The sequence below is a fragment of the Burkholderia sp. GbtcB21 genome (genome assembly GCF_019091065.1).
GTDB lineage: Bacteria > Pseudomonadota > Gammaproteobacteria > Burkholderiales > Burkholderiaceae > Burkholderia > Burkholderia pyrrocinia_C.
Map to the genome: position 1 here is coordinate 179059 of NZ_JAGXKA010000014.1, position 24355 is coordinate 203413.

The following is a 24355-nucleotide window of genomic DNA, read 5'->3' on the forward strand; positions in this document are numbered from 1 at the left end:
AGCGGCCGTGTATTGATCGTGCCGGAACGGCGGCCGCGATACGTCTGACGATCGCGCCGCCGGCATCAATGCAACCAAATGTATTCATGCGGGATCAACGGCCGATGGCCGCGTATCATGGCTTGTTCACGTCGATATGATCGGTGAGCAAGCATGACGAGTACCCGCAAGACCTTGATGATCGCCGGAGGGCTCCTGGTAGCCGCAGCCGGCACTGCATACGTGATGCTCCTGCGCGCGGACCACCGTGCGATCGAAGACGCCGGCATCGGCGATTCGTCCGCGCCGGTTGCTGCGGCGCCCGCGAACAACGATCACGCGGTGCAGGGCGCCATCGCGCCGCCGGCACCGGCTGCCGCGACGGCAGCCCATGCCGATACGGCACCGAAACAGGCGGCTGTCCCGCCGCCTCCCGCCGCAACGGTGACCGCACCGGCGCCTGCACCGGCAGCACCCGCGCGCGTCAGCGCCGCACCTGCATCTGTCCCCGCCGTTCCGGTTGTCAGCGAGAAAGCGCAGCCGGTGACGAAACCGAGCGCGCCGCCGCCGAAGGTCAACGTCGTGACGGTCGATGCGCAGGATTCGACCCCGCCGGCCGCACAGCAGGCGCAACCGGTTCAGCCGGCTGCCCCGGCGCAGGTCGCGCAGCGCGCGCCGCGCAAGCGCGACGGCCTCGAACGCCACGCGGCCGCGGCACCTGCCGCAACAAAATCCGCAACGAAATCCGAAACGCCGGAGACGGCCGAGCTCGTCAGGGAGTCGGCGAAGCTCGATCCGTCATTGCCGCCGCCGCCGATGTCGTCGATGTCGACGTCGTCGAGTTCCGGTTCGTATCGGCAGGGCGGTTCGTCGTCGGGCGCGAATCCGGTTGCCGCCGCGATGACCGAGCAACTGGTCAGGCAGTCGAGCAGTTTGAAGTCGACGACGCCAGTGCCGGCGAACGGCGATTCAACCTCGACCAAGTAACCACGCGCTCGGCTTCCGAATAAAAAGGACCCCGCATGCCGACCAAGGCATGCGGGGCCAAGAGAGACAAACCGTTGCGACGATGCGCTGACGCGCGTTAAGCAGCGACCGCTTCTTCGGCCAGCGGCTGAGCGGCTGCCGCCGGCGTCACGTCCTGCCGGATCAGGTGGTCGAACGCGCCGAGCGATGCCTTCGCGCCTTCGCCGACCGCGATCACGATCTGCTTGAACGGCACCGTCGTCACGTCGCCGGCCGCGAACACGCCCGGCACCGACGTCGCGCCGCGCGCATCGACGACGATCTCGCCGTGCTTCGACAGTTCGACCGTGCCTTTCAGCCATTCGGTGTTCGGCACGAGGCCGATCTGCACGAACACGCCTTCGAGATCGATGCGCTGCGTTTCGCCCGAGCGCAGATCCTTGTAGACGAGCCCGTTCAGCTTGCTGCCGTCGCCGGTCAGCTCGGTCGTCTGCGCCTGCGTGACGATCGTCACGTTCGGCAGGCTGCGCAGCTTGCGCTGCAGCACTTCGTCCGCGCGCAGTTGCGCGCCGTATTCGATCAGCGTGACTTCCTTCACGATGCCGGCGAGGTCGATCGCGGCCTCGACGCCCGAGTTGCCGCCGCCGACCACCGCGACGCGCTTGCCCTTGAACAGCGGGCCGTCGCAGTGCGGGCAGTACGCAACACCGCGATTGCGGTATTCGCGCTCGCCCGGCACGTTGATTTCGCGCCAGCGCGCGCCGGTGGCGAGAACGATCGTCTTCGCCTTCAGCACCGCGCCGTTCGCGAGGCGGATCTGGTGCACGTCGCCCGGGATCAGCGCGTCCGCGCGCTGCACGTCCATGATGTCGACGTCGTATTGCTTCACGTGCTGCTCGAGCGCGGTCGCGAACTTGGGCCCTTCGGTTTCCTGCACCGACACGAAGTTCTCGATCGCCATCGTGTCGAGCACCTGGCCGCCGAAACGCTCTGCGACGACGCCCGTCGCGATGCCCTTGCGCGCCGAGTAGATTGCCGCGGCCGCGCCTGCCGGGCCGCCGCCGACGATCAGCGTATCGAACACCGGCTTGTTTTCGAGCGACTTCGCGGCACGCTCGCTCGCACCCGTATCGAGCTTCGCGAGGATTTCCTTCACGCTGCTGCGGCCCTGGCCGAACGATGCGCCGTTCAGGAACATCGTCGGCACGGCCATGATCTGGCGCGACTCGACTTCATTCTGGAACAGCGCGCCGTCGATCGCGACGTGGCGGATGCGCGGATTGATCAGCGACATCACGTTCAGCGCCTGCACGACTTCCGGGCAGTTCTGGCACGACAGCGAGAAATACGTCTCGAACGCGTAGTCGCCGTCGAGCGCGCGAATCTGTTCGATCACGTCGTCGTCGAGCTTGATCGGGTGGCCGCCCGTCTGCAGCAGCGCAAGCACGAGCGACGTGAATTCATGGCCCATCGGAATGCCGGCGAAGCGGATGCCGGCCGGCTTGCCGGGCTCGCCGATCGAGAACGACGGCTTGCGCTCGGCGTCGTCGCGGCGTTCGGCTACGGTCACGCGATCCGTCAGCGACGCAATCTCGTTCAGCAGCGCCAGCAGTTCCTGCGATTTCGCGCTGTCGTCGAGCGAGGCGACGAGTTCGATCGGGCGCGTGATTTTTTCGAGGTACGCTTTCAGTTGGTTCTTGAGATTGGCGTCGAGCATGGCGTTTCGGATTCCGTATTAATGATTATGGTCGGGCACGTCGTGCCGGAGGAGGGCGCGGGCCGCCCGATGCGGCGGCCCGCCGTCGCGCGCCTCGTGCGAGGCGCGCGACGCGATCGTCAGATCTTGCCGATCAGGTCGAGCGACGGGGTCAGCGTTTCCGCACCCGGCGTCCACTTGGCCGGGCACACTTCACCCGGGTGAGCCGCGATGTATTGCGCAGCCTGTACCTTGCGCAGCAGCTCGCCTGCGTCGCGGCCGATGCCGTTGTCGTGGATTTCGCACAGCTTGATCTCGCCTTCCGGGTTGATCACGAACGTGCCGCGCAGCGCCATCCCTTCTTCCTCGATCAGCACGTCGAAGTTGCGCGACAGCGTGAGCGTCGGGTCGCCGATCATCGGGTACTTGATCTTGCCGATCGTGTCCGATGTGTCGTGCCATGCCTTGTGCGTGAAGTGCGTGTCGGTCGACACGCCGTAGATTTCGACACCCAGCTTCTGGAATTCCGCGTAGCGGTCGGCGAGGTCGCCCAGCTCGGTCGGGCAGACGAACGTGAAGTCGGCCGGGTAGAACACGACGACGGACCACTTGCCCTTGAAGTTCTCTTCGGAGACGGGCACGAACTCGCCGTTGTGGTATGCGGTTGCCTTGAACGGCTTGATTTGGGTGTTGATGATCGGCATGTGGTGGTTTCCTTTGCGTCAGTGGTGAGTGGAGTGTTGCCAGTATCCGGGTTCACCCTGACTTTGTGAAATTGCTTGTTTCAATCCGGGGCATCGGGAATTTCTATCTGCTTCCGGCCCTTGATTGGGTGGGATGGCTGTTCGTCCAGTGGCTGTGGGTCGCGGAGCACGCGCGCGGCCAGGGATACGCGTCCGGCCTGCTCGTGCGCGCGGAACAGGTCGCGGCGGAACGAGGGTGCGCAGCCGCGTGGATCGACACCTTCAATCCCGATGCGAAGCGGCTCTATGAGCGATTCGGCTACGTCGTGTTCGGCGAGTTAGCCGATTTTCCGGCGGGGCACACGCGATACTTTTTGCAGAAGCGGTTCGGCTTGTCTACGTCGAGTTGACGCATTTGCATTGCCGCCGCGCTTATCGGCTCAGATCTGATACGGCATTCGAACACCGGGTTCGGTGGGAGGGAAGTCTTTCGTGTTGCGCGACACGAGCAGCAGCCCGTTCACTTGCGCTGATGCCCAGACGATCGCGTCGGGCAGGCGTATGCGGCGTTCCTTGCGAATGATCACGGCACGATTCGCCACCGTGCTGTCGAGCGCGATGACATCGAATGACGAGAGCCATGCGCGAGTCGGCGCTTCGTTACGTGCGGACGTGCCGACCAGAACCTCCATCCACGAGATCGTGCTGATCGCACGATAGTCATAGCGGCCTAGCTCCGCGCGGGCGGATTCCACGCCACCCAGATAGTCGATCAGGATGTTGGTGTCGAAGAGAGCTTTTACCATTCCGAGCGCATTTCCTCCTGATACGCGAGCCCGTCGACCGTGCGATCTTTCCAGAGGCCGAATACGTCGTCGGCGAGCGGGCGCTTGTGCAGGGCAATGTAGGCATCAATCGCGTCGCGGATGATCGCGGCGCGGGGGCGACGTTCAGTCTCGACGATGACGGCCAACTCGTCGAGCTGGCCATCCGACAGATCAACCAGAATTCGGCTCATGACAGCCTCCGATATATGATATGCATATCATATATACCAGATCGAGGGTATGCAAGACCCGGACTGGGTGCGGCGGGAGGCGCCTTCGCGTAAACCGTTGTCCGGCAAGCGACAGGGCGCCTTCGCTCAAATCCCCGCCATCTTCCTCAACCACTCCGCCAGCCGTCGTGCCCCGTCCGGCATGTCCGCGTCCTCGCGCGTGCACAGGTAATAATCGCGCCCGTCGTCGAGCGGGTGATCGAACAGCTTTACGAGTTCGCCGTTCGCCAGTTCGCGCTCGACCAGCGGCGCGCGCAGCAGCGCGGCGCCGAGATCCGCGCGCGCCGCGCTCAACGTGAGCTGACCATCTTCGAACATCGGCCCCACCGCATGCGACACATGCCGCACGCCGGCGCCCTGCAGCCAGTTGACCCACGTGCTGCGATCCTCGTCGTGCACGAGCGGCGCGCGTGCGAGATCGGCCGGCGTGCGGAACGGCCCGTGGCGCTTCAGGAACGACGGGCTGCACATCGGCACCATCGCGCCCGGCAGCAGCCGCTCGCAGCGATAGCCGGGCCAGTCGCCGGTGCCGAAGCGGATCGACAGGTCCGAAGCATCGCTTCGGTAATTGCGGTGATGCGCGTACAGCACGGTCACGTCGACATCCGTGTTGTCGGCCAGGAACGAATGCAACCGCGGAATGAACCAGCCGATGCCGAGCAACGGAATCAGGCTGACGGTGATCTGCCGCAGCGACGAGCGGTCGCGCACGAAGCGCGTCGCGCTGCGCAGCACCGAGAACGCGGCGCTGATCGAGCGGTAGTAGTCGCGCCCTTCGTCGGTGAGCGCGAGCAGCCGGCCCTCGCGCACCGTCAGCGGCGTCTGGATGAATGCTTCGAGCAGTTGCAGTTGATGGCTGACCGCCGACGGCGTGATGTCGAGTTCGCCCGCCGCCGCGGTGACCGACCCGAGACGCGCAAACGCTTCGAACGCACGCACCGCGCGCAACGGCGGATCGTGCGGCAATTGTTCGATATTTTTCATGTATCGAATTTTATAGAAAAGTCAGGGTAAGCGACAACAAGAAAATATCTATTATTTACAAGGCTTTGAGTTAATGTATTGAGAACGGTATAAGCATCCAACAATTGAGTATTTGGGGTGTGAGTGCTGAATATTTAATATTTTTCATGTTTTGATCCGATTCCCCGATCCCCGCACATGAAAATCGCCTTCCTTCACGCCAGCCTTGTTTTCTCGGCGGCCGCCCTGGTCGCCTCCGTTCCCGCGTTCGCGCAGTCCGCGCCGCAGACGATCCTGATCGGTCTAGCCGCACCGCTCACCGGCCCGTCCGCACGTATCGGCAAGGACTTGCAGAACGGCGCGCAACTCGCGATCGACGACGCGAACGCGAAGCATCCGACCATCGGCGGCAAGCCGGTCGTCTACAAGCTCGTCGCGGCCGACGACCAGTCCGATCCGCGCACGGCCGTCGCGGTCGCGCAGCAGCTGGTCGACCAGCACGTGATCGGCGTCGTCGGTCACTGGAACACCGGCTGCAGCGTGCCGGCGTCGCGCGTGTACCGCGATGCGGGCATTCCGCAGATCGCGCCGGCTTCCACCGGCCATCAATACACGCAGCAGGGCTACGCAACGGCGTTCCGCATCATGGGTCACGACGATGCGGGCGGCAACTTCACCGGCGCGTATGCGGTGAAGACGCTGAAGGCGAAGCGCATCGCGGTGATCGACGATCGCACGTCGTTCGGCGCGGGGCTGGCCGACCAGTTCATCAAGGGTGTGCAGGCGAACGGCGGCGCGATCGTCGATCGCCAGTACGTGAACGACAAGACGACCGACTTCAGCGGCGTGCTGACCGCGATCAAGGGCAAGCGCGCGGATCTCGTGTTCTTCGGCGGCCTCGATGCGCAGGCCGCGCCGATCGCGCGCCGGATGCGCCAGCTCGGCGTGAACGCGCCGCTGCTCGGCGCGGGCGGCTTCGTGAGCCAGACCTTCCTGTCGCTCGCGGGCAAGGACGGCGACGGCGTGACCGCGCTCGAACCGGGCCTGCCGCTCGACCGGATGCCGGGCGGCAACGCGTTCGACACGCAGTACCAGGCGCGCTTCCGCGCACCGATCGAACTGCACGCGCCGTTCGCGTACGACGCGGCGGCCACGCTGATCGCAGCCGCGCAGAAGGCCGGCACGACGCAGCCGGCGAAGCTGGTCGCGGCGGTCCGCGCGATCGACCGGCCCGGCGTGACGGGCCGGATCGCGTTCGACGGCGAAGGCAACCTGAAGGACCCGGCCTTCACGATCTACCAGGTGCGCGGCGGCAAGTGGAGCGTCGTCGACGTGCTCGGCGGCACGCGCACCACGACCAAATAAAACGACACGGACGATCCCCATGACCGAACCGACCCCGACATCCGCCGCCGCACCCGAGGACACGCGCCTCGGAATCCTCGCGCGGCGCCGCATCGAAGCGGAAATCATCAAGCCGATCTACGAGATCATGAAGCGCGAGTTCGGCGCCGAGCGCGCGCAGGCCGTGATCGCGGAAGCCGTGCGCGGCGCGGCCGTCGACGCGGGCCGCACGTTCGCCGCGCAGGAGCCTGGCGGCACGAACGTGAAGTCGTTCATCGCGCTGCAAGTGCTGTGGGAGAAGGACGACGCGCTCGACGTCGAGGTGCGGCGCGCGGACGACGCGCACTACGACTACGACGTGCATCGCTGCAGCTACGCGGAGATGTATCACGCGATGGGGCTCGGCGAAATCGGCCACCTGCTGAGCTGCGCGCGCGACAGCTATTTCATCCAGGGCTATGCGCCGAACATCGCGCTGACGCGCACGAGCACGATCATGCAGGGCGGCAAGCGCTGCGATTTCCGCTACGCACTGCAATCCGCGCCGGAGAACGGCGATGCGTGATGACAACGTGAATGCGCCGCGCGTCGACGGCGATCGCCTGTGGGCGTCGCTCGAGCGGATGGCGCAGATCGGCGCGACGCCGAAGGGCGGCGTCTGCCGTCTCGCGCTGACCGATCTCGATCGCGAGTCGCGCGACCTGTTCGTGCAGTGGGCGCGCGACGCCGGCTGCACGGTGCGGGTGGACCGGATGGGCAACGTGTTCGCGCGCCGCGCGGGCCGCAATCCCGATGCCGCGCCGGTGCTGACGGGCTCGCATGCCGATTCGCAGCCGACGGGCGGCCGCTACGACGGCATCTACGGCGTGCTCGGCGGGCTCGAGGTCGTGCGCGCGCTGAACGACGCGGGCATCGAAACCGAGCGCCCGATCGACGTCGTGATCTGGACCAACGAGGAAGGTTCGCGCTTCGCGCCGGCGATGATCTCGGCCGGCGTGTTCGCGGGCGTCTATACGCTCGACTACGGACTGTCGCGCACCGACAGCGCGGGCAGGACGATCGGCGAGGAACTGGAGCGGATCGGCTACGCGGGCACCGAGCCCGTCGGCGGTTATCCGGTGCACGCCGCGTACGAACTGCATATCGAACAGGGCGCGATTCTCGAACGGGCAGGCAATACGATCGGCGTCGTGACGGCCGGGCAGGGGCAGCGCTGGTACGAGGTGACGCTCACCGGTGTCGATGCGCACGCGGGCACGACGCCGATGGAATTCCGTCGCGATGCGCTGGTGGGCGCCGCGCGGATGATCTCGTTCGTCGACGCGCTCGGCCGCCGTTACGCGCCGTACGCGCGCGCGACGGTCGGGATGATCGAAGCGCGGCCGAATTCGCGCAACACGGTGCCGGGCGGTTGTTTCTTCACGGTCGAGTTTCGCCATCCCGACGATGCGGTGCTCGACGAGCTGGACGCGGCGCTGCGCGCGGAACTCGCCCGCGTGGCGGACGAGAACGGCCTCGGTGCGCAGATCGAGCAGATCTTCAAGTACCCGCCGATACCGTTCGCGCCGCGCTGCATCGACGCGGTGCGTGACGCGGCCCGGGCGCTCGGGCTGTCGCACATGGATATCGTGTCCGGTGCGGGGCATGACGCGTGCTACGTCGCGCGCGTCGCGCCGACCGGGATGATCTTCGTGCCGTGCGTCGACGGGCTGAGCCACAACGAGGCCGAAGCGATTACGCCCGAATGGGCGGCGGCGGGTGCCGACGTGTTGTTGCGCGCGGTGTTGCAGAGCGCGCAGGAAGCCTGAGTGTGACAAAGGCGGCCCGGCGGGCGGGTGTTCGCCGGCAGTTCGCACGCGTTCGGATCGCCGTTCAGCAGGGCCATTGCCCTGAGCGGGTGCGTCTGCGCGGCCTCGATCGATGCGATGGCGAACGGCGTGTCGCCTGACATCATCAACGCCTTTTATTGTCCGGCCGTGCGTTCCTTGCCCGCCTTGCGCCGCGCCATATACGCGAGATACGCGACGATCTGGTCGAGCTCCCGATCGCTCAACTGATCGGGCGGAAACGCCGGCATGCTCCGGCCCGGCCAGTCGCGCACCGACGCCGGGTTGCGGATGTAGCGGCGCAGCGCGGCGGGCTGGAAGTAGTCGACCGGATTCATCGGTGCGTTCAGGTCGGGGCCGGCATGACTGCTGCCCGCGCCGTCGACGCGGTGGCACGCGAGGCATTGCGTGACGAACAGGTGCTGGCCCGCGCGGGCCGGATCGCTTGCGGGCAACGCGGGATCGACGGCGAGCGACGGCCAGCGCGCGACCGGCGACGACTCGATCGTGACGCGCACGATCTGGTAGGGCCACTGCTCGCCGCGCACCGACGACGCGTCCGGCCCGAGCCACACGAGATAGAACGGCCCCGCGCTGACCTGCTTGCCGGGCAGCTTCGGCCACGGATGGGCCGAATCCTCGATCGCGAGCCATGCGACGGCGCCGGCCGGCGCGCGGCGGCGCACCAGATCGAGCGGCAGTTGCGCGGCGAAGCCGTCGGCCGCGCGCGTTTCGAGCACGCCGTCGGCCGGCAGCGGCGTGTCGCCGAGCAGCGCGGCGAACGGCACGGCGCGGAACGTCATCGGCCGGCCGTATGCGATGTCGCGCGGCACGTGGATCTCCGTCGCATCGGGGCGCGCGAGCAGCATCTGCCGGGTGAGGGTGCGGGCCGTGCCGTCGGTCTCGAGTTCTAGCGTGGACTGGGCCGACGCGCGTTGTCCGATCAGGCAAACCGTCAGCAGCACAAGCGAAAACCACTGGCGCTTCAGCATTCGTTCTCCGGGAAGGGGCGTTCCGGCGGCGGCAGGACATGGAAGCCGCGGCCGATGGAAGGAATCGGGCGACAGTCTATCCGGTACGCGCGGCGCTGGCGACTTCGGTGCGGGAAAGGTTGGGTGGCTACGATCGGGCAGGCACGCGACAGCGTGTCCGGCTACCGGGCCGCCAAATTGGTATGGCGTTGCCGTAGCGCGGTTCGGGCAGGAAGAAAACGAAGGCAGGGTGGCGCACGCGGACCGCCCGCGTTCACGAGATTGCCGTTACCGGACCGCCGTCAATGATTCGCACACGGCACGTCGTTCTTCGACAACGGCGCGTCCCGCTGCGGTTCGAAATCGGCTTCGCGCGCGCCCGCCGGCGTCAGCGAAACGAAATGCATCGCCGCGCCTTGCGCCGGGAACCCGGCAATGCCCGTCGTGCCCCACGGAATCGGCGAGCGCTGCGCGCCGCTCACCGAAATGTCCGCCGGCGCAAGTGCCAGCGTCAGCAGCCGCCCGTCGCGGGTCGGCACATATGCATGCGTGCCGGAGACACCGATGCCGGATTCGCGCACCGACGCCGGCAGGCAGTCGAGCGTCGCCGTGCGGCGGCCGTTCGGGTCGATCAGCATCGCGACGCCGCGATCGTCCGCCGTCGTCGCGACGACGATGAAGCGGTCGATCGCCGGCACGTAGGCCGACGAATACACGTAGTACCGGATCGCGCCGTTCAGCGGCCCGAGCTTGTCGAGCTTCGCCGTGACCGGATCGAACATTGCGTATTCGAGCGTCGCGTCCGTGCTGCCTTCGATGAATTTCTGCCAGACGAGCAGCGCGTTGCGCGGCGAACCGGCGATCACGGGCCACCATTCGCGGCGGTGCGGCGCGACCGCGACATGGTTCAGCTCGCGCCCGGCCGCATCGTAGGTTTTCAGGTAGACGCCGTTGCCGGTGCCGAGGTTGTCGACGCCGCCGCCGTCGACCCAGTCGGCGGAATAGAACACGACGAAGCGTTCGCCCGCCGTCGCGACGTGCCCCGAGTGGCCGCCCGGCTCGACCTCGTTCGGGTAGGGCTTGACGGGCTTCAGGTCGCGGCGGTAGACGCCGTAGCGCTGGCTGACTTCCTGCGGCGCGTTCCAGCCGTCCTCGAACGTGACGAAGATGTCGCCGCGCGCGTTCTGCGCGATCGACACGGGCTCCTGCGCCTCGGGGCGGCTGATGAACGGTCGAATGCGCAGCAGGTGCGGCTTGCCGGGCAGCCACTCGCCGACGTACACGTCGTGCGGCCAGTTGCCGTTGCGCATCGCGCCGCGCGGCACGATGCCCGAACTGCTGAAGAACACCCAGCGTTTGCCGTTGCCCGCATCGGCCACGCCGATGCCGTGCATGAAGCGCCGCGAGTCGCCGGTGTCTTGCGGCGCTGCCGGGCCCTGCACGGTGACCGTATGCACGACGGATGCGGCGGCCAGCGCCGACGGCGGCGTCGCGACGACGCAGCACGTGCCGCACAGCGCAGCCGCGACGCGGCGAGCCACGCTCGGCCGCGTGCCCGCCTGCGCCGCGCGCGTTCGCCCCGTCATTCGACGGTCACCGATTTCGCGAGGTTGCGCGGCTTGTCGACGTCGGCGCCGCGCGCGCAGCCGACGTGATACGCGAGCAACTGCAGCGGGATCACGTTGACGATCGGCGACAGCAGGTCGCCCGAATCGCGCACGCGGATCAGGTGTGTATCGCGATCGGCGTCGATCGCGAGCTGGTTGCCGGCGAGCACGTAGAGCCGCCCGCCGCGCGCGCGCACCTCGGCCATGTTGGACTTCAGCTTCTGGAACAGGCGGTCGTCCGGCGCGATCGTGACGACCGGCATCGCGCTCGTGACGAGCGCGAGCGGGCCATGCTTCAGTTCGCCGGCCGGATAGCCTTCCGCGTGGATGTACGACACCTCCTTGAGCTTCAGCGCGCCTTCCATTGCGATCGGAAAATGAATGCCGCGCCCGAGGAACAGCGCGTTCTCGGTGCGCGCGAACTTCGCGGCCCAGCCCATGATCTGCGTTTCCAGCGCGAGTGCGTGGCTGATGCGGTCGGGCAGCGCGTGCAACTGCTTCAGGTGCATCGCGACCTGCGCGGCGTCGAGCCGGCCGCGCAATTGCGCGAGTGTCAGCGTCAGCACGAACAGCGCGACGAGCTGCGTCGTGAACGCCTTGGTCGACGCGACGCCGAGCTCGATGCCGGCCCGCGTCAGGAACCGCAGCGGCGCGTTGCGAGCGATCGTGCTGGTTGCCACGTTGCAGATCGCCATCGACAGATCCTGGCCCATCTCGCGTGCACGCTCGATCGCGCCGATCGTGTCGGCCGTCTCGCCCGACTGCGAAATGCCGACCACGAGCGTGCGCGGATCGGCCACGGTGTCGCGGTAGCGGAATTCGCTGGCGATCTCGACCTGCGCGGGCACGCCCGCGATGCTTTCGAGCCAGTACTTCGCGGTCAGGCCCGCGTAGTAGCTGGTGCCGCAGCCGAGCAGCAGCACGCTCCGAACGCGCGACAGCAGCGCGCGCGTGCTTTCGCTCTCGTCGAACAGCGCCGGCGAGATCGTGTCGATGCCGTCGAGCGTGCTGGCGATCGCCTTCGGCTGCTCGAAGATCTCCTTCTGCATGAAGTGCTGGTACGGGCCGAGCGCGGCGTCGCCGTCGCGCGCCTTCACGTGGCACAGCGGGCGCTGTGCTTCGTGGCCGCCCGAGTCGACCACGGCGATGCGTTCCGGCGTGATCAGCGCGACGTCGCCGTCTTCCAGGTAGACGAAGCGGTCGGTCAGGTCGCCGAGCGCCGCGCAGTCCGACGCGAGGTAGTTCTGTTCGGCGCCGATGCCTATCACGAGCGGCGAGCCGGCGCGCGCGGCGACGAGGCGCTGCGGCTCGCGCGCGCTCAGCACCGCGATCGCGTACGCGCCGTGCAGCCGCTTGACGGCGCGCATGACCGCATCGAACAGGTCGTCGCGATAGAGGCTGTGGATCAGGTGTGCGATCACCTCGGTGTCGGTTTCGCCGCGAAACGCGTAGCCGCGCTGCCGCAACTCGGCGCGCAGCGCGTCGTGGTTCTCGATGATGCCGTTGTGCACGACCGCGATCGTGTCGCCCGACATGATCGGATGCGCGTTCATTTCCGACGGTGCGCCGTGCGTAGCCCAGCGCGTATGCGCGATGCAGGTCTGCGCTTCGAGACCGAGCGTCAGCACGCGATCCTGCAGGTCCGTCACGCGCCGCAGCGTGCGTTCGCTGAGCAGGCGTCCGTTGCCTTGCACGGCGATGCCGCACGAATCGTAGCCGCGATACTCGAGCCGGCTCAGCGCATTGACCAGTTGCGGCACCTGATTGCCGATGCCGCTTGCTCCGACGATTCCGCACATGATTCACCTCGTCCACAAGAAGTTGCCGGCCTGCCGGCGATGCACGGCAGCGCGGCGTCAGGAGCGGCGCCGCGCTGCACGGATGCCGTCCCGTGCGCGGCGGCGCGTCTCCGCTGACCTACTCGCGGGGCGGCGGCCCCGCATGGGCTACCCATTCGATGCCGGAAATCGATCCGTTCGCGTCGTGCGACGCGACGAGAATGCGCGTCGTGCGCCGCACGCCGCGCCGGCGGGCGCCGGCCAGCGCGGTCGGCGGCACCGCGCGCACCTTCGCGCTGGCCGAGCGCCGCAGCATCTTCGACACGCGCAGCCGGTACGCGAGCGGATGCACGACGCGCCCCGCGATCAGCCACGTGACGGTCGTGCCCGCGATGATCGCGATGCAGGTCGCGTAGAACACGATCTGTTCGATCGGCATCTCGGCCTCGTTGAACGGCAGCAGGTAGCGGTACGTGTAGATGCAGATCGATGCCCACACGGCGCCCACCAGCGCGGGCCGCACGAGACGGAACCAGACGACCAGCACGAACCCGATGATGCGGCCGCGCTCGGCGATCATTTCGCGCGGCGTGCGCAGGGAAAGGTCAATAATCGGTGCGTTCTTCATGTTGAATGCCTCGGTCGGGGCTGACCCATACGGCCCGCTTGCCGCGGCCCCGCAATACGACGGCGGGCAGGGCGACGACGGTGGTGATCATGCTGATCAGCCAGAAGGCCACGGGATACCAGACGGTGTCCAGGAAATACATCAGGAGTTTTTCGTCGTAACGACGGTCGATCATGCTGCCGATGATCAGCTGCAGGATGCAGGTGGCGACCAGCAGCATCCCGTGCCAGTGCGGCACGACCGATACGTGCCAGTCCAGCGGCAACGGATGGAAGACATCGACGAGCGCGAGCAGCAGGATGAACGACATCGAGTAGGCCCATGCGATGCCGATCAGGTATTCGACGAACAGCGGCCACATCATCATCTGCGTCGGCCGTGCGAGCGTGCCCGCATACTTCATCAGCACCTGGATGCCGCCTTTTGCCCAGCGCAGCCGCTGCCGGTACAGCCCCTTCACCGTTTCGGGCATCAGGATCCAGCTCAGTGCGTGCGGTTCGTATACAACGCGCCAGTCGCGGCACTGCAGTTTCCAGCTGATGTCGATGTCCTCGGTCAGCATGTCCGAGCTCCAGTAGCCGACGTCGGCGAGCGCGGTCTTGCGGAACATCGTGATGACGCCCGATACCGTGAAGATGCGGCCGTACACCTGCTGCGTGCGCTTGATCAGCCCGACGATCGACGAGAATTCGCCGACCTGCATGCGGCCGAGCAGCGACGTGCGCGTGCGGATGCGGGGGTTGCCGGTCACGGCGCCGACGCCGGGATCGGTCAGGAAGTGCTCGAGCATCCAGCCGATCGCGTCGTGCGCGAGCAGCGAATCGCCGTCGATGCACAGCAGGTATTCCGCGTTCGATACGGCCGCCGCGGTCGTGAGCCCGACCGCCTTGCCTTCGTTGCGCGCGTGATGGATCACGAGCAGCCGCGGGATCTCCACGGCCAGCTCGTTGAGGATCTCGCCGGTGCGGTCCTTGCTGCCGTCGTTGACCGCGATGATGTCGTAGTTCGGGTACTGCATCGCGTTCAGGTGGCCGATCACGGCGCGCGCGTTCGCGGCTTCGTTGAAGCAGGGCACGATGATCGAGATCTTCGGGATGCCGCTCGACGCGATCGTCCGCGTCGACAGCACGCGGCCCTCTTCGAGCAGGAAGTAGTGCACGACGCCGCCGATCATCCACAGATACGACATGAAGAACGGGTAGTAGAAGACGAAATCCTGCAGGCGCTGGATGATGCTGTGGGTCGTCATGGTGTCTTCGTCCCCTGCGGATGCTGCCCGTGCATCAGCGCGTTGATCGACGTCGGATCGAGCCGCGACTTCAGCGACATCACGTCGCGCATCGTGTCGAGATCCGGCTGGTTGTTCAGGAATTTGTCCGGGTAGTAGCCGAAGTTCACCGCGCCCTTGCTGCGCAGCCGCCGCATCTGCGCGATCAGCGCGCTGCCGGAAATGTCCTTGCGCTCGCGCCAGTCGTACGACTGCAGTTCGAACACGGTGCGCGCGAGGCCGCGCTGTTTCGCGCGGACGGCGCCGACGAGCTGGTCCATCCAGCGCTGGGGGTCCGGCGCCTGTTCCATGTACGGCATCGCCATCAGCGCGACGAAGTCGTAGGTGGCGAGGAAATCGTCGTAGTTCTGCGCGTACCACGCTTCGGACTCGGGCTTCAGCACCGGCAGCGCGAAGATGTTGCGCGCGGTCAGCACGTCGCCCGCGTTCTGGTTCGCGAGCACGATCTGTTCGAGCTGGCGCGTCAGGTCGATCAGGTAGCGCGTCTTCTGCCGCGTCCAGCGGCTCATCAGGTCCGGCGTCGCGCGGATCTTGCCGATGTCGGCCGGCAGCCCCCACTGCGAATACGTGCTCAGCGCGTGCCGGCCCGCGTCCTCGTAATCGTCGAGCACGGCGTCGTCGCTGAACAGGATGCCGCCGAACGACGCGTACTTGCCGAGATCCTCGTAGATCTGCTCGATCATCAGCCGCGCCTGCGGATCGAACGGGCTCAGCCGGTACACGCGCGAGCCGTTTTCGCGCGCGGGCGCGCCGCCGTACGCGCTGACGGCCTCGAGCCCGCGATGCTTGTCGGCCGGCGGGCGGAACGCCAGCACCGGCATCCATGCGTACACCTGCACGTTGGCGCGCGTGTTGAGCTGCCACGCGGCGCGCGAGAACAGGTCGGCGCGCATCGGCAGGTGCCGGTTCGGGAAGTACAGCGATTCCGCGACGCCCGTGCCCTTCGGATCGGCGAACGCCTGCAGGTACACCGATTTCGGCTGCATCCGGTAGATGCGCTCGATGAGCTTGCCGAGATTCGTTTCCTGCCGCGCCGGATCCGGATCGTAGACCTGGTCGAGATCGACCTGCACGACGCGCTCGGGGATGTCGACGTCGCCGCGGTTGGTCGCCGGCTCGCGCATCGACCGCTCGAACCCGCCGATGTCGACGTCGTACATCATCAGGATCCGCCGCAGCCGGTCGAGCGGCACGTCCGGCGTATTCGGGCCGGCGTCGAGGCTGAACTGGATGTCCATGCCGAGCGACGTCGAAATCTTGCGCACGGGCTGGTTTTCCGCGCCGTATGGCCAGACCATCGAGCGTGCGACGATGCCGGTGCGTTCGCGAATCTGCCGCACGCATGTCTGAAGGTCGTCATGCACGCGGGCTTCGAACTCCGCATCGGTTTCATAGCGCTTCTCGTTCTGGAGGTACAGGTGCGACGTGGTGGCCGGCAACTCGTTGCCCTGCGGATTCGCGACCGCGCCGTGATGGAGGTTGTGCGTGTGGCACGCGAGCTCGACGAGATTCGACTTGCCGACCTTCTGCACCTCGTCCCACGACATGAAGTAGTCGCGCGGCATCTGGATCCTGTCGCTGATGCGGATCGGCGTATCCGGCGGCGCGTCGATCCATGCGGTGACGATGCCCATCACGGCCGGATACTTGAAGCGCTCGAGAAGCGGCAGGACTTTCGTGTAGTGGCTGCGGTAGCCGTCGTCGAACGTGAGCAGCACCGCGCGCGGCGGCAGCGGCTTGCCGCCGTGCCGCGACGCCTCGATCTGCTTGACCGTGACGGTGTGATAGTTGTTGGTCTGCAGCCACGAGAAGATGGCCGTCAGCGTACCGGTGTCGACCGCGTAAGGATCGACCATCGCCGACGTGGCGAACGTCGACAGCAGGTTGTCGCGCACGTCGTGCAGGCAGATCACGCGGAACGTCTTGCCGTCGACGGGATCGGACGGCGGCAGCAGGTCGATCATCCGCGCATTCGTCACGCCCGGGAACAACGAACAGGCCGCAAACGTGCCGAGGCATCCGCACATGAAGAACCGTCTGGATTGCATCGTTCGAGCTCCTTTCTAAAACGGCAGGTTGAGCGACAGGAAGCCGGTTTCGGAGCGCTCGCGCTGGCCGTCGTACGCATGGCTGCTGACCTCGACGCCGTAGGTCAGCGTGATGTCGTGCTTGAACGTCCACGTGTGCGCGAGGCGGGCGCTCCACAGCGGACTGGTGCCGAAGCCGCGCTCGTTGTATACGCCGCCGGACGCCGACAATCGCTGCTGCAACGACATGTCGCCCTTCTTCCACAGCGTCAGTTGATGCATGACGGTCGCCGCGGCAGCGTAGTCGCGGCCCGGGCTGAAGTAGGGCGCGTCCCGCCGCGTGTTGCTGTCGGTTCCGAGATTCAGCGACACGTTGACGAGCTGGTTCGCGGACGTATATACGCGCTGCGTACCCGTCGCGGAAATCTCCTGGTGCAGGTTCGAATCGCTGTAGCGGCTCACGCCGTAGCTCAGCCTGACTTCGCGGCGGTCGTTCTGGCGATACACGACCTCGACGTTCGCCGAGCGACCCCAGATGTGCGCGAGATACGCCTTCCACGGCAGCGAGTTGTCGTTGGAGTCGAGCGCGCCGCTGACCGTCCAGTAATCGTTGAGGTTGTACGTGATGGAGCCGCGGCCGCCCGTGCGCCCGTCGCTGCCGAACGAACGCGTGACTTCGCCCTGGATCGTGAGCGGCCCGTGCCGGTAGTCGCCGCCGACACCCGTGCGCGTGCGGCTGACGCTGCCGGCGTCGGTTTGCGCGTGGCCGAAGAACGTGTGGGAAAACACGCGCCAGTTGTCGCCGAACGGTTGCGAATACACATAGCTGTCGGACGAGAAGCTGTTGTCGGCCAGTGCGCTGTTGCCGTGCTCGAAGCTCAGGTCGGTCGTGAACAAGGGGCTGCGGTACGCGTTGTAGTCGCGCTTGAACGCGCGCACGGAGCCGCTGTCCGGGAACGTGTTGCCGAAGGTCTGGTCGACGCTCTTCGCGGTCGCGTAGTCGTCGGCCGTCAGCGATGCGCGGCCGAGCCCCGCGAGCATTTCCACGTTGTCAGGGTGGTCGGTCAGCGACGCGCGATACATCGCGATCGCCTGGCGCGGATGCGACTGGCCCGAAACGGCGTCGGCGTGCGCGGCGCGGACCTCGGCATTGAACGGCACTTCCTTCTCGAGCTTTTCCAGCGCGGCGATCCCTTCTTCAACCCGGCCCGTATAGATCAGATATTGCGCCTGCAGCCGGTAGTAGCGCAGGTAGTCGTCGTTTTCCGGCCCCCAGGTCCGCACCTGGTTGGCCGGCGGCAGCGATTTGCCCATGTCGTCGAGCACCCGGCTCGCATCCGCCGCGCGTGCCTGGTCGACGTACGACCAGAACAGCCCCTCGCGCAATTCGATCGGACGCGTGCGCGCGCCGTACAGGAAGCCGCGCGTCGCACGGTCCGTCGGCGATGCGGTCGCCTGCGTCAGCGCGCGCTGGTACACGGCGTTGGCCTTGCCCGGTTCGCTCAGGTACAGGTACGCGTCGCCGACGGCCGCCAGCGCGTCGATCGAGATTTCCGCATCCGGCGGAATCGTCTCGAACGTCGCGACGGCCGTCTTCATTTCGCCGCGCGCGGCGTAGGCGATCGTCCGGTCGCCGGCGAGCGCCGTCCTGACCTGCGAATACTCGGGCGTGGCCGGCATTCGCTTGTCGAGGTCGTCCGCGGCGCGCAATGCGCTGTCGAGCCCGTCGAAGCGGTCGGCGCTCGTCATCGAGCGCGACTTGTCGCGTCCGCCGCGCACCTGCTGGCGAATCGACAGTTCCTCGAGCTGCGCGAGATCGACGGCGGAGAAGACGTCCGGGCGCGCTTTCGCTTCCTCCAGCGCCATGACCGCGCCGCCGCTCGACGCGAGCCCGAACACGTCGTTGCGGACGGTGGCCGGATCGGCGGTGCGGAGGTCGGGCATCTGCGCGTTCGGGGTTTCCGCGTCGGGGATCTGGGCGCCTGGGGGTTGGGTACCCGGTGATTGAGCACCCGGCGCCTGCGCATTCGGCATCGGCGTGCCGGGTGTCTGCGGTGTCGGCGTCTGGGCTGCGGGCGCCTGGGCATTCGGCATCTGGGCACTCGCGGCCTGCGCGATCGGGGTCGGCGCATTCGGCGGTGGCGCGTCCGGCGCGAGCGTGCCCGGTGTCGGCGCGCCCGGCGGCTTCGGATCCGGCGCACCGCTGGTTCCGGCGATTTCGCCGACGCTGCCCGGTTCCGTGTCGCCTTCGGCGGAGAAGCAGGGGCCGGACGCGACGAGCAGCAACACGAGCGGCGCATGCAGGAGGATCCGCCGGCTGGACGGGGCGACGGTGGTGCATTGTTGTTTACGATTGTTGGCCACGGTATGTCCTCACTTCGAAACGATCACATCGGTTGCCCCCGACGATGCACGCCGTCGCTCGCCATGCTGCCGGACGGCGAGGGCCCGGTCATGCGGAACCGGCTTACAGGCGATTGCGGATCGCCTGCCCGAGTAACGCACGTGATTCGCTGTTCGTCGGGTCGATCGCGAGCGCCCGACTTGCGTTTTGCTCCACACAGTTCCATTCGTCGATCTGCGCGCACCAGCGCGCCTTTGCCAGCGCGCGGGCGCCTTCCAGTTCCGCGTGCGTGACGCTTGCCGTCTGCATGCGTGCCGTGTCGGTGCCGTACGACTGCGGCTTCGGCGCGAGGTCCATGCGCTTTCTCGTGCCCGCCAGCGTCTCGGTTCGCGGTGCGCGATGTGCATCGCCGAGCCGTGCATTGGCGCGGTCATGGGCCGGCGCGGCATGCGTATTGGCCGCGAGTTTCACGGGTGGCGCATGCGACGGTTGGCGGTGTTTCGCGGCGGCGCGGGACGCTGCCCGCGGCGCGGCTTCCGGTTCGGCCGCGAGCTTGACGGGCGGCGCTGCAGCAGCGGATGGCACCGGCGGCGCGGGCGGAGTGGCGGCCTGTGCGATCGTCGGCGCCGGCCCGGGGGCGGCCGATGTTCCGGACACGCCGGACGCAGCGGTTGCGCGGGACGTCGCGGCCAAGATCGCGTTGCGGTATTTCCCGACGGCGGTTGCGATCACGCCGGAGAAGTCGTGCGTCACGCTTGCATGGCCGAGCGCCGTGCCGCGCTCGGCATACGCGAAGACGCCGAAGATCGTGGCAAACGCGACGAAGCTGAGTGCGGCATTCTTGCCGGGACCCCAGGAGGGTTTCGACTGGCTGGCGGGCGGGTCGTCCGGTCGTTCTGCGCGAGTCATTCGATGCTCCTCGATTCGATACGTTGTGGTGAATGACACAATCGGAGCGGCTTCAGGCGGCGCTCACCATCGCAACTGCGTGGTAAGTACGCCCGTTTCGACGATCGCGAACTGCGTGGCGCCTTGATAGGTCCTTTCGACCCGGTAGCTCGCGTCGGGCACGCTGAACAGGCAGCGCGATCCCGATGCGTTGAATTCGACGAGCACGCGGCCGTGTCGCCTCAGGCGCACCTGTACGTTGGCAAGCGGTTGCCCGGTCCGGGCCGACGCGAACGACACGCCGAGGTTGTACGGACGGCCGTCGGGGGGAAGCGGCGCGGTACCGTCGATTTGTGCATCGCCGCAGATATACGAAATCACATAGCGGCCTGAGCCGGAACCGGACGCGGGTGTCTGGGCCGTGGCATTCAGGCAGAGCGCGGATACGACGACGCTCAGGAAAGGGCGAGCATGTTGTCGAAACGAGGAAGACATTGCAACCTCCCGTCCGGAATCAATGCAGCGCATTTATTCCGGGTCTCCGAGTCAAATTTCAAGCGTTCTTTTTTTGCGACACGCTATTGATACACGATGGATTTTGAATCAACAACCGCGTGTGGCTTGAATGGAACGGCGCTGAAAGATATTATCTAAACAGGATTGCGGCGGATTTGCATGACCCGCTTACCGCTGAAGAAAGTCGATATTGCCAGATATGAATATTGCTTTCGGTACGGCTGATCGAGCACGCATTGAATCAAGTCGGAGGTATTGAAATTCGTACCGAAAAATAACGACTGATAAAAGAAAGTTTTGCGCCTGTGTTCGAGGCGAATCGATGAATTTCAGACACAGGTTACGCGATTTTAAATGGGGCGAGACGTCTTTTTTGATATTCGTTTCGTTACATGCAAATAGAAACTTTTTATTTGTTCTGTAACAGGGTATTTCTGATATGAAAATAAGAAGAGATATTCGGGATCGGCGCGACGGGCTTAAAGGATGCTATTTTGAATCGCAAACGTTTGCATTTTATTCGATATCGATTCCAGGCCCGAAAAGTGATTTCGCGAGCTGCGGCGGGATTGCCGATTGCTGCAGGAAAGGAGGGCGCGTTCGATATGAAGCGGCGCGACCCACAGGCACGCGGACGCAGCATTGCCCGGGATCGCACCCGCACCCGCGCCGTTGACGCGCACGGCGCGGACGCGAATGTCAGCGGCTGCCGCCCGCGCTTCGCCGCGCGATGCGCATCGCCGGCGCGGCCGCTTGCTCGGCACCGCTCGCGCCTTCGGCCGCCGTGCGCGGCCGGTTCATGATGTAGCTCCACAGCTGCTCGGCCGCGAGCCCGCGCTTGCGCGCGGATCGATACAGGCGGATTTCGAGTTCGGTGATCCAGTCCCCGGAACCCGCGCATACGAGCGTGCCGTCCGCGAGCTCCTTCTCGACGCAGCTTTCGGGCAGCCAGCCGATCCCGTGCCCGGCCACGACCATACCCTTCAATGCCTCGGACATATGCGTCTCGAAGCACCGGTGCAGCACATACGGCTCGGTCGCATTCAGCAGCAGCATCTCGACGATGTTCCCGAGAAACGCGCCCGACGAATAGGCCAGCAGCGGCAGCGGGGCATCGGGCGTGCCCGGCAGCTGGAACACGGGCTTGCCGCGCGCGTCGGGCGTCGACACCGGCAGGATCCGCTCGACGCCGAGGCTGACGAACGGGAAGTGGTTCGGGTCGAGCACGATCGGCAACTGCGGATGGTGATAGCCGAGCAGCAGGTCGCATTCACCTTCGACGAGCTGCTGCACGCCTTCCGGCACGTTCACCGCGTTCACGCGCGCGGTCACGTGGCCGACCTCGCCGTTGAGCTGCTTGAGCCATTCGGGAAACAGCGTGAAAACCAGCGTGTGCGCGACGGCAAAACGCACGACCTGGTCGCTGGCCGCGAACTGGTCGTAGCCGTTCACGAGATTGCGCGCCGCATACATGCTGCGCAGGATGTCCGCGGCGAGCCCGCGGAACATCTGTCCGGCCGGCGTCAGCGTGATCGGGTTGATGCTCCGGTCGACCAGCTTCGCGTCCATCCAGGTTTCGAGTGCGGCGATTCGTCTGCTGAATGCAGACTGCGTCAGGTGCCGGTTACGCGCGGCACGGGAAAAGCTCTTGGTATCCGCAAGGCTCAGGAAATCTTCCAGCCACTTTGCTTCCATTTCGATCTTCGCTTTTTATAGTCGGGCGCCGGGAGGGCGGCGGCGGCGCCGCTTCGCTGCAACAATTTTCTAGCGTACCGCGCCTCGCGTCGGTCGTCCCGATGTTTTTTTTCGATGGGTGTCAGTCGAAATATGCATGGGCGTTGTCGGCGGGATTACGGCTGCATAGCGTTGAGGTGCCGGACCCGGCTAACCGGTTAGTTCATCGCGTCGAACTGCCGGTGCGGCCGCAGACGGTACTTCCCCAGGGCCGGCCGCGCGGTGCGCGTGCCGGCCCGCCTTCCCGCCCTTCGGTGCAGGCGGCCGGCGATCCGGCGGCCGGCGCTCCGGCGGCCGGCGCTCCGGGCGGGCCGTCTTTTTGTGCAGTGCAGATTGCACATTCGTGACACGCGGGAGAACTATGTTCGGCAGACGCGGCGCAGCATCGGCCGTGCGCGATCGCGGCGCATCGATGCCGCCATCGGCGTCGCGTGCTGCACCGTGATGGTGCGGCGGGCCGCGCGGGCATGCCCGGCGCGGCGCAAAAGGGGGGATATCGCAAGGCACGGTCCTTGCAGAGTAATTGTTACGCCGGTCCGGCATGCGCAATGCCGGGGAAAACGATCGATGGAGAAAAGATCGATGAAGCCATTCGATGAAATGCTGCAATCCGGCGACATGGTAAGGGCGCCTTACGCGCGCCTGAAGCAATGGCTCGACACGCAGAATCCCGCGAGCCTCGCCCAGAAAGCCCACGATGCGGAGGGCGTGTTCCGCAAGACGGGCATCACGTTCGCCGTTTACGGCGACGCGGAGGCCGCCGAGCGGCTGATTCCGTTCGATATCGTCCCGCGCATCATCTCGGGTTCGGAATGGAGCCGGCTGTCGCTCGGCATCGAGCAGCGCGTGATGGCGCTCAACGCGTTCCTCGACGACATCTACCACCGCCAGGAGATCGTGCGCGCGGGCATCGTGCCGAAGCACCTGATCGCGCACAATGAGGCCTTCATTCCGGAGATGATCGACTTCCGGCCGCCCGGCAACGTTTACACGCACATCATCGGCGTCGACATCGTGCGCACCGGCGAGAACGAGTTCTACGTGCTGGAGGACAACGCGCGCACGCCGTCCGGCGTGTCGTACATGCTGGAAAACCGCGAGACGATGATGCAGCTCTTCCCCGAGCTGTTCCAGCAGGTGAAGGTGCGCCCGGTCGAGACCTATCCGCAGATGCTGCGCCAGTCGCTCGCGGCCGTGTGCCCGCCGGGCGGCAACGCCGACAACCCGACCATCGCCGTGCTGACGCCCGGCATCCACAATTCCGCGTACTACGAACATTCGTTCCTCGCCGACCAGATGGGCGTGCACCTCGTCGAGGGCAGCGACCTGCAGGTGATCGACGGCCGCGTCGCGATGCGCACCACCGAGGGTTTCCAGCCGATCGACGTGCTGTACCGGCGCGTCGACGACGCGTTCCTCGATCCGCTCACGTTCCGCCCCGATTCGGTGCTCGGCGTCGCGGGGATCATGGACGTCTACCGCGCGGGCAACATCACGATCGCGAACGCGCCCGGCACCGGCATCGCCGACGACAAGGCGATCTACTCGTACATGCCGGAGATCGTCGAGTTCTACACGGGCCGCAAGGCGTTGCTGGAGAACGTGCCGACCTGGCGCTGCGGCGATGCGGACAGCCTGAAATACGTGCTCGCGCATCTCGACGAACTGGTCGTGAAGGAAGTGCACGGCTCGGGCGGCTACGGGATGCTCGTCGGGCCGTGCGCGTCGAAGGCCGAGCTCGAGGCGTTTTCCGCGAAGCTGCGTGCACGGCCCGCGAACTACATCGCGCAACCGACGCTGGCGTTGTCCACGACGCCGATCCTGACCGAAGCGGGCCTCGCGCCGCGCCACGTCGACCTGCGCCCGTTCGTGCTGGTGTCGGACCGGATCCGCATCACGCCGGGCGGGCTCACGCGCGTCGCGCTGAAGGAGGGCTCGCTCGTCGTCAACTCGAGCCAGGGCGGCGGCACCAAGGACACCTGGGTGCTGGCCGACTGAGCCGGACACGACCGCGCGCGCCGGAGCCGGCGCGCCAACCGAACGAAGACGGAGTGGACACG

21 protein-coding genes are annotated in these 24355 nt (G+C 66.4%); 6 read left to right on the forward strand and 15 right to left on the reverse strand.

All coding sequences use genetic code 11. The features are described 5' to 3' along the window. Nucleotides 1-153 precede the first annotated feature (153 nt). Nucleotides 154-966: an extensin gene (locus tag KVT39_RS27470; RefSeq protein WP_217590651.1), complete on the forward strand. Its 813-nt coding sequence runs from the start codon at nt 154-156 to the stop codon at nt 964-966. Nucleotides 967-1063: 97 nt separating this feature from the next. Here KVT39_RS27470 and ahpF read toward each other — a convergent pair whose 3' ends face one another. Both ahpF and ahpC read right to left on the reverse strand, forming a co-directional pair. Further along, a complete protein-coding gene (ahpF, locus tag KVT39_RS27475) occupies nt 1064-2662 on the reverse strand; it encodes an alkyl hydroperoxide reductase subunit F (RefSeq protein WP_217590652.1) in 1599 nt (532 codons plus the stop codon). Between the two features lie 119 nt (nt 2663-2781). Further along, nucleotides 2782-3345 (reverse strand): alkyl hydroperoxide reductase subunit C, encoded by a 564-nt coding sequence (ahpC, locus tag KVT39_RS27480; protein WP_034179823.1) that lies wholly within the window; start codon nt 3343-3345, stop codon nt 2782-2784. A 65-nt stretch (nt 3346-3410) separates the two neighbouring features. Here ahpC and KVT39_RS27485 point away from each other — a divergent pair, with 65 nt between their 5' ends. Then, nucleotides 3411-3734 (forward strand): N-acetyltransferase, encoded by a 324-nt coding sequence (locus tag KVT39_RS27485; protein WP_235212450.1) that lies wholly within the window; start codon nt 3411-3413, stop codon nt 3732-3734. A gap of 30 nt (nt 3735-3764) precedes the next feature. Here KVT39_RS27485 and KVT39_RS27490 read toward each other — a convergent pair whose 3' ends face one another. The 3 genes from KVT39_RS27490 to KVT39_RS27500 all read right to left on the reverse strand — a co-directional run bounded on the left by KVT39_RS27490 (nt 3765) and on the right by KVT39_RS27500 (nt 5365). After that, on the reverse strand, nt 3765-4130 hold the full coding sequence (locus KVT39_RS27490; RefSeq protein ID WP_034179822.1) for a type II toxin-antitoxin system VapC family toxin: 366 nt from the start codon (nt 4128-4130) through the stop codon (nt 3765-3767). Further along, nucleotides 4124-4342 carry a ribbon-helix-helix protein, CopG family gene (locus tag KVT39_RS27495; protein WP_034179821.1) on the reverse strand — a complete coding sequence of 73 codons (219 nt, stop codon included), beginning with the start codon at nt 4340-4342 and terminating at the stop codon, nt 4124-4126. The genes KVT39_RS27490 and KVT39_RS27495 overlap by 7 nt, the downstream gene beginning before the upstream one ends. A gap of 126 nt (nt 4343-4468) precedes the next feature. After that, a complete protein-coding gene (locus KVT39_RS27500; RefSeq protein ID WP_217590653.1) occupies nt 4469-5365 on the reverse strand; it encodes a LysR substrate-binding domain-containing protein in 897 nt (298 codons plus the stop codon). A 177-nt stretch (nt 5366-5542) separates the two neighbouring features. Here KVT39_RS27500 and KVT39_RS27505 point away from each other — a divergent pair, with 177 nt between their 5' ends. The 3 genes from KVT39_RS27505 to KVT39_RS27515 are packed head-to-tail and all read left to right on the forward strand — an operon-like array spanning nt 5543 to nt 8496. Next, nucleotides 5543-6709 carry a branched-chain amino acid ABC transporter substrate-binding protein gene (locus KVT39_RS27505; RefSeq protein ID WP_217590654.1) on the forward strand — a complete coding sequence of 389 codons (1167 nt, stop codon included), beginning with the start codon at nt 5543-5545 and terminating at the stop codon, nt 6707-6709. Nucleotides 6710-6728: 19 nt separating this feature from the next. Next, on the forward strand, nt 6729-7253 hold the full coding sequence (locus KVT39_RS27510; protein WP_175748561.1) for an L-2-amino-thiazoline-4-carboxylic acid hydrolase: 525 nt from the start codon (nt 6729-6731) through the stop codon (nt 7251-7253). Then, on the forward strand, nt 7246-8496 hold the full coding sequence (locus tag KVT39_RS27515; protein ID WP_217590655.1) for a Zn-dependent hydrolase: 1251 nt from the start codon (nt 7246-7248) through the stop codon (nt 8494-8496). The genes KVT39_RS27510 and KVT39_RS27515 overlap by 8 nt, the downstream gene beginning before the upstream one ends. 155 nt (nt 8497-8651) lie before the next feature. On the opposite strand, the gene KVT39_RS27520 is transcribed toward KVT39_RS27515, so the two are convergent. The 10 genes from KVT39_RS27520 to KVT39_RS27565 all read right to left on the reverse strand — a co-directional run bounded on the left by KVT39_RS27520 (nt 8652) and on the right by KVT39_RS27565 (nt 22256). After that, the gene (locus KVT39_RS27520) at nt 8652-9506 is read right to left on the reverse strand and encodes a cytochrome c (protein ID WP_131948671.1); all 855 of its coding nucleotides are present in this window, start codon (nt 9504-9506) and stop codon (nt 8652-8654) included. A 281-nt stretch (nt 9507-9787) separates the two neighbouring features. Next, nucleotides 9788-11071, reverse strand: a complete 1284-nt coding sequence (locus tag KVT39_RS27525; protein ID WP_217590656.1) for a hypothetical protein — start codon at nt 11069-11071, stop codon at nt 9788-9790. Then, entirely contained in the window at nt 11068-12891 is a 1824-nt protein-coding gene (glmS, locus tag KVT39_RS27530) for a glutamine--fructose-6-phosphate transaminase (isomerizing) (protein ID WP_217590657.1), read from the reverse strand. The genes KVT39_RS27525 and glmS overlap by 4 nt, the downstream gene beginning before the upstream one ends. A 118-nt stretch (nt 12892-13009) precedes the next feature. After that, nucleotides 13010-13498: a Biofilm PGA synthesis auxiliary protein PgaD gene (locus KVT39_RS27535; RefSeq protein ID WP_105392169.1), complete on the reverse strand. Its 489-nt coding sequence runs from the start codon at nt 13496-13498 to the stop codon at nt 13010-13012. Beyond that, nucleotides 13476-14747, reverse strand: coding sequence for a poly-beta-1,6-N-acetyl-D-glucosamine synthase (gene pgaC, locus KVT39_RS27540; protein WP_034179812.1), 1272 nt, complete (start codon nt 14745-14747; stop codon nt 13476-13478). Before pgaC ends, KVT39_RS27535 begins: the two co-directional genes overlap by 23 nt. Then, on the reverse strand, nt 14744-16834 hold the full coding sequence (gene pgaB / locus KVT39_RS27545; RefSeq protein WP_217590658.1) for a poly-beta-1,6-N-acetyl-D-glucosamine N-deacetylase PgaB: 2091 nt from the start codon (nt 16832-16834) through the stop codon (nt 14744-14746). The genes pgaC and pgaB overlap by 4 nt, the downstream gene beginning before the upstream one ends. A 15-nt stretch (nt 16835-16849) precedes the next feature. After that, nucleotides 16850-19177 carry a poly-beta-1,6 N-acetyl-D-glucosamine export porin PgaA gene (gene pgaA / locus KVT39_RS27550; RefSeq protein ID WP_034179810.1) on the reverse strand — a complete coding sequence of 776 codons (2328 nt, stop codon included), beginning with the start codon at nt 19175-19177 and terminating at the stop codon, nt 16850-16852. 103 nt (nt 19178-19280) lie between these two features. Beyond that, nucleotides 19281-20066, reverse strand: coding sequence for a hypothetical protein (locus KVT39_RS27555; protein ID WP_217590659.1), 786 nt, complete (start codon nt 20064-20066; stop codon nt 19281-19283). A 63-nt stretch (nt 20067-20129) separates the two neighbouring features. Further along, on the reverse strand, nt 20130-20540 hold the full coding sequence (locus KVT39_RS27560; RefSeq protein WP_217590660.1) for a hypothetical protein: 411 nt from the start codon (nt 20538-20540) through the stop codon (nt 20130-20132). Nucleotides 20541-21260: 720 nt separating this feature from the next. Beyond that, the gene (locus tag KVT39_RS27565; RefSeq protein ID WP_034179807.1) at nt 21261-22256 is read right to left on the reverse strand and encodes a LysR substrate-binding domain-containing protein; all 996 of its coding nucleotides are present in this window, start codon (nt 22254-22256) and stop codon (nt 21261-21263) included. Nucleotides 22257-22877: 621 nt separating this feature from the next. Between KVT39_RS27565 and KVT39_RS27570 the strand changes: the two genes are divergently transcribed. After that, nucleotides 22878-24293: a circularly permuted type 2 ATP-grasp protein gene (locus tag KVT39_RS27570; RefSeq protein ID WP_034179806.1), complete on the forward strand. Its 1416-nt coding sequence runs from the start codon at nt 22878-22880 to the stop codon at nt 24291-24293. Nucleotides 24294-24355: the final 62 nt, after the last annotated feature.

Bases quoted from the DNA above. Each gene is read 5' to 3' on its own strand.
- KVT39_RS27505 (WP_217590654.1), top strand. From the start codon at position 5,543: ATGAAAATCGCCTTCCTTCACGCCAGCCTTGTTTTCTCGGCGGCCGCC.
- pgaC (WP_034179812.1), bottom strand. From the start codon at position 14,747: ATGACGACCCACAGCATCATCCAGCGCCTGCAGGATTTCGTCTTCTAC.
- ahpC (WP_034179823.1), bottom strand. From the start codon at position 3,345: ATGCCGATCATCAACACCCAAATCAAGCCGTTCAAGGCAACCGCATAC.
- KVT39_RS27525 (WP_217590656.1), bottom strand. From the start codon at position 11,071: ATGACGGGGCGAACGCGCGCGGCGCAGGCGGGCACGCGGCCGAGCGTG.
- KVT39_RS27535 (WP_105392169.1), bottom strand. From the start codon at position 13,498: ATGAAGAACGCACCGATTATTGACCTTTCCCTGCGCACGCCGCGCGAA.
- KVT39_RS27490 (WP_034179822.1), bottom strand. From the start codon at position 4,130: ATGGTAAAAGCTCTCTTCGACACCAACATCCTGATCGACTATCTGGGT.
- KVT39_RS27500 (WP_217590653.1), bottom strand. From the start codon at position 5,365: ATGAAAAATATCGAACAATTGCCGCACGATCCGCCGTTGCGCGCGGTG.
- KVT39_RS27510 (WP_175748561.1), top strand. From the start codon at position 6,729: ATGACCGAACCGACCCCGACATCCGCCGCCGCACCCGAGGACACGCGC.
- KVT39_RS27495 (WP_034179821.1), bottom strand. From the start codon at position 4,342: ATGAGCCGAATTCTGGTTGATCTGTCGGATGGCCAGCTCGACGAGTTG.
- glmS (WP_217590657.1), bottom strand. From the start codon at position 12,891: ATGTGCGGAATCGTCGGAGCAAGCGGCATCGGCAATCAGGTGCCGCAA.
- KVT39_RS27470 (WP_217590651.1), top strand. From the start codon at position 154: ATGACGAGTACCCGCAAGACCTTGATGATCGCCGGAGGGCTCCTGGTA.
- KVT39_RS27520 (WP_131948671.1), bottom strand. From the start codon at position 9,506: ATGCTGAAGCGCCAGTGGTTTTCGCTTGTGCTGCTGACGGTTTGCCTG.
- KVT39_RS27565 (WP_034179807.1), bottom strand. From the start codon at position 22,256: ATGGAAGCAAAGTGGCTGGAAGATTTCCTGAGCCTTGCGGATACCAAG.
- KVT39_RS27515 (WP_217590655.1), top strand. From the start codon at position 7,246: ATGCGTGATGACAACGTGAATGCGCCGCGCGTCGACGGCGATCGCCTG.
- KVT39_RS27555 (WP_217590659.1), bottom strand. From the start codon at position 20,066: ATGACTCGCGCAGAACGACCGGACGACCCGCCCGCCAGCCAGTCGAAA.
- KVT39_RS27570 (WP_034179806.1), top strand. From the start codon at position 22,878: ATGAAGCCATTCGATGAAATGCTGCAATCCGGCGACATGGTAAGGGCG.
- ahpF (WP_217590652.1), bottom strand. From the start codon at position 2,662: ATGCTCGACGCCAATCTCAAGAACCAACTGAAAGCGTACCTCGAAAAA.
- pgaB (WP_217590658.1), bottom strand. From the start codon at position 16,834: ATGCAATCCAGACGGTTCTTCATGTGCGGATGCCTCGGCACGTTTGCG.
- KVT39_RS27560 (WP_217590660.1), bottom strand. From the start codon at position 20,540: ATGTCTTCCTCGTTTCGACAACATGCTCGCCCTTTCCTGAGCGTCGTC.